Genomic DNA, 6,160 nt, shown 5'->3' with positions numbered 1-6,160 from the left:
CGCCGCGCGGCCAAGAAGTCCGGCCCCGCCGCCTCCGGCGACACCCTCGCCTCCCCCATGCAGGGCACCATCGTCAAGGTCGCCGTCGAAGAAGGACAGCAGGTCAACGAAGGCGACCTGATCGTCGTCCTCGAAGCCATGAAAATGGAACAGCCCCTCAACGCCCACCGCTCCGGCACCATCAAAAGCCTCACCGCCGAAATCGGCGCCTCCCTCACCTCCGGCGCCCCCATCTGCGACATCAAGGACTGACCCCGGCCCGTCGACGAACGACCCACACCCGAAGTCGCAACGCCCGAGGAACGGAGCACGAGAATGCAGCGGGTCGCGGTACGCAGGAAGGTGGAACCGGTCCTGGAGGCCGCGCGGACCAGTCTCGGCGGCTACGACCACGTGGACGCCGTGGCGGTCGACGTCGCACCGGGCGTCTCCGCGGTCGACTTCACCCGGCGCATGCTGGGTTCACCCCCGCGCTGGGTGCGGTCGCTGCTCGTGGTCCGGGACGCGGCGGTGGCGCCGTTCGGTCTCAAGCAGCGGGAGAGGGGCGCGCCCGCGGCCGTCGCCGCCGGCGCCAAGATCGGTCCGATGCGGCTGCTGAGCGTGACCGACGCCGAGGTCCTTGCGGGCGACAACGACAAGCACCTGAGTTTCCGCTGCTCCTTCGCCGTACGGCAGGGCCCGCACGGTCCCGAGGCGGTGTGCACGACCGTCGTCCGCTTTCACCGCCGGGCCGGCCGCCTGTACTTCCGGGCGATCGAACCCTTTCACCACGCGGTCGTCGCGGGACTGGTCAAGCGAGGGGCGCAGGACGGGACACCGGGTGTTTCCGCCGCCACGGACTGACCTCTCCCCATCGACATCGCGTCAACGAGAAATAACGTTCAATTCTCACCTAACTACTGTTCGTTGACGGTGGGAGTGGGTATAGGTAGACTCCCCATTGGGAATTCTGGAAGCTTTTGCCCAGCTTTTTCGGGGGAGGATCCCGCACCGACGAAGAATCGTGCGGGGTTGTAACGGGGGATGCATGTCCAATGGGGAAACTCTAACGAATTCAGGCCTGTTCGACAGTGCGGGGGTAGAGTTCTCGCACATTTCAAGCGATGCCGAGCAGGCGCTCCTCGAGATCCGTGACCGTATCGAGTCGATCGTCTCCCGGGGACAGCGTCCGTCCCCGGGCAGCAGATCGCTGCTGGTGACCGCCGAGAGCGCCCGCGCGGCGCTCGGAGCCCTGCAGCGCCTGCTGGGCGAGGCGAAGAGCAGTGTGAACGTGCTGGTGCCCTCGGACCGTTCGGCGGCCCGGCTGCGGATCCATGTGCTGTCGCAGCTGGCCGGGGAGGTGCCGGACGGGGTGCGGGTCAGAGTGCTGGACTCGCAGGCCACCGCGGACCGCGGCCGGCTCGCCGAACTGCAGCGGCGCAGGCCCGGCATCGAGGTCAGACTCGGCGACGCCGCGCTCACCGGCGCGATCATCATCGACGCGGAGAACGTGCTGACCCGCTCCGAGGGCACGGACGGCGACGGGCCACGGCACATCGCGCTGGTGCGCGCACCCGCCGTCGTGGACGCGCTCAACGCGCTGTTCACCGACGCCTGGGACCGCGGTGTGCCGCTCGCCGAGGACCAGCTGCGCCAGGGCGTCCCGCAGGACATCCTGCGCTGCCTGTACGAGGGGTACACCGACGACGCCGCCGCCAGGGCCCTGTCGATCTCCGTGCGCACCTATCGCCGGCACGTGGCCGAGATCATGCGGGTACTGGGGGCGAGTTCCCGTTTCCAGGCAGGTGTCCGCGCCGCCGACATGGGGTTGCTGAGAAGCGGCCGCGGGGCGGACCGGGGCCGGGCCGGGCACGGCTGAGGCTCAGCAAGCTGCCACTTCCGGTCACCGCGGCGGGGAACCGCACGGCCCGGCCGTCAGCTTCCGGCCAGGGCGTTGTACCACTTCCGGCCTCGGGCATAGCTTGAGAGCAGCTTGAGAACAGTTCGAGCGGCGCACGCAGCGCGGGATCCCCCGCACGCGGCCCGCTGGGGGACCACGGCCCAGTCACTCGGGCCGGGCCCGGCCGCGACGGGGCGGCCCCGGTCCGGCCGTGCCGAGACGGCACTCACTTCATCCGCGCGGGATTACCGCACTCGCGACCCTTTCCGGGGTTCTGTCGTGCGGCGCCCCGCGGTGCCGTCGGGAGTGAAGGGGCCGGCAAGAAAAACGGGGAAGCTTGATGAAGTCTCATATACCGGCCCGCCCCTGCGCGGATATCCGGCGAGAAAGTCCGACCGAATCCCATTCCATTCCGGCGAACTCGTATCCACTGCGTAAACTCTCCCGTGGACGCGGACGTCCGCCCTACGGATTCCGCACGGCCGTCGTCCTCGACGGCACCGGGCAGCGGCGGCAACTCGTCCCGGACGAGCACACCGCGCCCGTGGTGCGCAGGATCTTCGACGAGTGCCTGGACGGCCGGAGTCTGCAGAGCATCGCCGAGGGGCTGAACGCCGACCGCGTCCCGAGCCCCGGTCCGGCCGGGCCGAACGCGGCCCGAGCGGCCTCCGCCTGGTCCAAGAGCACCGTGCGGGCCATCCTCCTCAATCCCCGCTACGCGGGACGCCACGCGCACGACGGCGCCGCCGACGACGCCGCGGGGCGGCAGCTGGTGCCCTCCGACGTCTTCGAGGAGGTCCACGCGATGTTCGCGAAGCGCAGGAAGCCCAGCGGGGAGTGCGGCGCGGAGCAGCCGAAGCCGTACGCGCTGCGCGGGCTGCTGCGCTGCGGCCGCTGCAACCGGCTGATGCAGGGCACCTGGAACAACGGCGAGCCCTACTACCGCTGCCGCGTCCCCGCCGCCGAGGACGCCGCGTGCACGGACCACCCGCGCAACGTCTACCTGCGTGAACAGGCCGTCATCGGCCCCCTCGTCACCTGGCTGCGCGGTCTCACCGCCCCGCAGGGCCTGCGCCGCCTGATGGTGGCGGGCGGCGGACACCACGCCGGGGCGGCCGCCCGCCACCAGCTGCGCTCCCTGGGCGTGGACGGCGAGCTGCGGGCCTCCGCGCTCCAGGCGCTGGGCGTCAGGCTGAGCTACTCCGACTCCGGCCGGCTGCTGGACGTCAAGGCGGTGCTCGGACCTGAGGGCCTCGTCGTCCGCACCCGGATCGCACTGTAAGCGCACGTGGAGAGGAACCGAGTGCACTCGATCGAGCTGATGCCGAAGTCGTCCGTCGTGCGACGGGACGGTGACGGCATCGAGATGACGTTCGCCGCGGACCCCGGAGCGCCGGTCTTCGCGGGCCACTACCCCGGATTCCCCCTGCTGCCGGGCGTCTTCGCCCTGGACGCCGTGCACCACGCGGTGCTGCGGCACGCCGAGACCACGGGCGGCGACAGCCCCGAACTCGCGGGCATACGGTCCGTACGCTTCCTGTCCCCCGTGCTGCCCGGGGACACGCTGAGCGTCGAGGCGGCCGTCACCCGCACGGACGGCGGGCGGGACGTGCGGGCCGTCTGCCGGACCGGGCGAGGCAAGAGCGCGACGCTCCGGCTGCGCTACCGCGACGCGGGGCCGCGGGACCTGTCGGCGGCCCCGGACGGCGCGCCGTCCGGGGCGGACTCGGCGCCGGGCGTCTCCCACGGGGTGGCGGCGCTGAAGCAGCTCATCCCGCACCGTTTCCCCGCCCTGCTGGTGGACCGGGTCCTCGCCGTGGAGCCGGGCCGCAGCGTCGTCACGCGGAAGGCGGTGACGTGCAACGAGCCCTGGTACCGGGACCTTCCCGACGACACCGCGGAGTCCGGCTACCGGTACCCGGCGGCGCTGCTCATCGAGTCGTGGTGCCAGAGCGCGGCGCTGCTCGCCGCCTGGGACCGGTCCCCGGAGGAACTGGCCGGGCAGGTCGCCCTGTTCGGCGGGATGTCCGGCATCGAGGTCCTAGGCGAGGTGCTGCCCGGCGACGTACTGCGCCACGAGGTGAGGATCAGCCGGGAGCTCGCCGGGACGTGGATCTTCGAGGGCGCCACCGGCACCGCCGACGGCAGACCGGTCCTTGCCGTCGGGAGCGTGATGACCGCGCTGCGGCCGAGCGCGGTTCTCGGGGCGCCCGTGCCCACCTGACGCGGGCACGACGGCACAGGCAGGACCATGGCGACCGGGACCGCACTCCGGACGCCCGACCGGGACCGTACTCCAGGAAGAGGCTTCGCCATGGCCACAGCGACCGTACGCAGGCACGCCACGCCCGTCCTCGACGGGGCACGGGCCAGTCTCGGCCGTTGCGACCACGTGGACGCGGTCGCCGTGGACCTGCCGGCCGGCACCACCGCGGTCGACTTCACCCGCACCGTGTTCCTCGGCACCCCGGAGTGGGTGCACCGGCTCATCACGGTGCGGGACAAGGTCATGGCACCCTTCGGTCTCCAGACGCAGCGGCGCGTCGCCCCGGCGGACATCCGGATCGAACCCGGCCTGCGGATGGGGCCCTTCCGGCTGCTGACGGTCACCGACGACGAGGTGCTGTGCGGGGACGACGACAAGCACCTGGACTTCCGGACGTCCTTCGCGGTCCGCCCGACCGCGTCCGGCGACGGCACGGAGGGCGTCTGCACCACCGCCGTACGTTTCCACCGCCCCGCCGGACGCCTGTACTTCACGGCGATCCTGCCGCTGCACCACCTGATCGTGCCCCGCGTCGTCGGCGGTGCCTGCCGCGGGTGAGGCGCCGTCAGTGGCGGCCGGCCACCCGGTCCGCCAGCCGCGCCAGCCGGGACGACTCGGCGCTGTGCGTGGTCAGTTCACGTCGGTCCGCCGTCCGGTAGGTCGCGTACATGCCGTGGACGCCGGCGAACCGGAACGGCTCCGGCTCCCACTTGCGGACCCGGTGGCCGACCCAGGGCAGGGCGGTGAGGCCGGTGGGGCCCGCCTGGCCGGAGTCGTGCTGGATCAGGTCGCGCAGGGTGCGGGCGGCGAGGTTGGCGGTGGCGACGCCCGAGCCGACGTAGCCGCCCGCCCAGCCGAGGCCGGTGGAGCGGTCCAGGGTGACCGTGGCGCACCAGTCGCGCGGGACGCCGAGGACCCCCGACCACGCGTGCGCCACCCGCACCCCGGCGAGGGACGGGAAGAAGCGGACGAGGATCTCGTGCAGGGCCTCGACGGTCGCCCGTTGTGTCCGGCCGTCGTTGTCGGTGCGCGAGCCGAAGCGGTACGGGACGCCGCGTCCGCCGAGGGCGATGCGGCCGTCCGCGGTGCGCTGGGCGTACATGTACGCGTGCGCCATGTCGCCGAGCGTCTCGCGGCCCGCCCACCCGACGGACTCCCACTGGGCGTCGGTCAGCGGCTCGGTCGCGATCATCGAGGAGTTCATGGGGAGCCAGGTCCGCCGCTGGCCCTTCAGGGACGCGGTGAAGCCCTCCGTGCAGCGCAGGACGTAGGGCGCGCGGACCGTGCCGTACGGGGTCACCGCGTGCCGGGGGCGGATCTCGGTGACCGGTGTCTGCTCGTGGACGGTGACGCCGAGCGCCTCCACCGCGGCGGCCAGTCCCTTGAGCAGCTTCACCGGGTGCAGCCGCGCCCCGTGCGGGGTCCAGGTGGAGCCGACCGCGTCCGCGACCCGGACCCGCCCGGCGGTCTCCCGGGCGCCGTACAGCTCGCGGTCCTCCTCGCCGTAGGAGAGCTCGGTGGCGTGGAAGGCCTTCAGGCGGGCCAACTGGGCCGGTGTGTACGCCACTTCGAGGACGCCGCCCTGATGGATGTCGGCGTCGATGCCCTCCTCGGCGGCCACCCGGACGACCTCGCCGACGGTCTCGTTCATCGCCTGCTGGAGGTGTACGGCCGCGTCGTGGCCGTGGAGTTTCGCGTACCGGTCGCGGCCCGCGATGCCGTTGTAGAGCCAGCCGCCGTTGCGCCCCGAGGCGCCGTAGCCGCAGAACTTCTGCTCCAGGACGGTGATGCGCAGGAAGGGCGCCGCCTTCTTCAGGTAGTACGCGGTCCACAGACCCGTGTAGCCGCCGCCGACGATCACCACGTCGGCCGACGCGTCCCCGGGCAGCGGCTCGCGGGGGGCGGGGAGACCGTCCTGCGCGTACCAGAACGAGATGCCGCCGTTCACGGTGGCTGCGGTGCTTGCGCTGCTCGCGGGCCTGCTGCTCATGGCCGGGACGTTAACCCCTGCGGAC

Annotated in this window: 7 protein-coding genes; 6 read left to right on the top strand and 1 reads right to left on the bottom strand. The window is 72.2% G+C overall.

Annotated elements, in window-relative coordinates:
• The 6 genes from ACFYP4_RS27125 to ACFYP4_RS27100 all read left to right on the top strand — a co-directional run.
• On the top strand, nucleotides 1–252 hold a 252-nt coding region (locus ACFYP4_RS27125; RefSeq protein WP_388788781.1), incomplete at its 5' end, for an acetyl-CoA carboxylase biotin carboxyl carrier protein subunit.
• Between the two features lie 63 nt (nucleotides 253–315).
• On the top strand, nucleotides 316–843 hold the full coding sequence (locus ACFYP4_RS27120; protein ID WP_358855219.1) for a DUF2867 domain-containing protein: 528 nt from the start codon (nucleotides 316–318) through the stop codon (nucleotides 841–843).
• Nucleotides 844–1,027: 184 nt separating this feature from the next.
• Entirely contained in the window at nucleotides 1,028–1,858 is an 831-nt protein-coding gene (locus ACFYP4_RS27115) for a response regulator transcription factor (RefSeq protein WP_388788778.1), read from the top strand.
• Nucleotides 1,859–2,219: 361 nt separating this feature from the next.
• Complete coding sequence (locus ACFYP4_RS27110; protein WP_388788775.1) at nucleotides 2,220–3,161, top strand: recombinase family protein; 942 nt, start codon at nucleotides 2,220–2,222, stop codon at nucleotides 3,159–3,161.
• Between the two features lie 6 nt (nucleotides 3,162–3,167).
• Nucleotides 3,168–4,103, top strand: coding sequence for a 3-hydroxyacyl-ACP dehydratase FabZ family protein (locus ACFYP4_RS27105; RefSeq protein WP_388788772.1), 936 nt, complete (start codon nucleotides 3,168–3,170; stop codon nucleotides 4,101–4,103).
• Nucleotides 4,104–4,193: 90 nt separating this feature from the next.
• Nucleotides 4,194–4,703 carry a DUF2867 domain-containing protein gene (locus ACFYP4_RS27100; protein WP_358855223.1) on the top strand — a complete coding sequence of 170 codons (510 nt, stop codon included), beginning with the start codon at nucleotides 4,194–4,196 and terminating at the stop codon, nucleotides 4,701–4,703.
• 7 nt (nucleotides 4,704–4,710) lie between these two features.
• Here the strand turns inward: ACFYP4_RS27100 and ACFYP4_RS27095 are convergent, their stop codons facing one another.
• Nucleotides 4,711–6,135, bottom strand: coding sequence for an NAD(P)/FAD-dependent oxidoreductase (locus tag ACFYP4_RS27095; protein ID WP_388788769.1), 1,425 nt, complete (start codon nucleotides 6,133–6,135; stop codon nucleotides 4,711–4,713).
• Between the last annotated feature and the right edge of the window lie 25 nt (nucleotides 6,136–6,160).

The sequence above is a fragment of the Streptomyces sp. NPDC005551 genome (assembly GCF_042871785.1).
Classification (GTDB): domain Bacteria; phylum Actinomycetota; class Actinomycetes; order Streptomycetales; family Streptomycetaceae; genus Streptomyces.
Note: the sequence above shows the minus strand (reverse complement) of the source record. Positions and strands in the feature narration are given on the sequence as shown.

What these genes read in the sequence shown, in the direction of transcription:
- ACFYP4_RS27095 (WP_388788769.1), bottom strand. Translation starts at nt 6,135, where the DNA reads ATGAGCAGCAGGCCCGCGAGCAGCGCAAGCACCGCAGCCACCGTGAAC.
- ACFYP4_RS27115 (WP_388788778.1), top strand. Translation starts at nt 1,028, where the DNA reads ATGTCCAATGGGGAAACTCTAACGAATTCAGGCCTGTTCGACAGTGCG.
- ACFYP4_RS27110 (WP_388788775.1), top strand. Translation starts at nt 2,220, where the DNA reads ATGAAGTCTCATATACCGGCCCGCCCCTGCGCGGATATCCGGCGAGAA.
- ACFYP4_RS27100 (WP_358855223.1), top strand. Translation starts at nt 4,194, where the DNA reads ATGGCCACAGCGACCGTACGCAGGCACGCCACGCCCGTCCTCGACGGG.
- ACFYP4_RS27120 (WP_358855219.1), top strand. Translation starts at nt 316, where the DNA reads ATGCAGCGGGTCGCGGTACGCAGGAAGGTGGAACCGGTCCTGGAGGCC.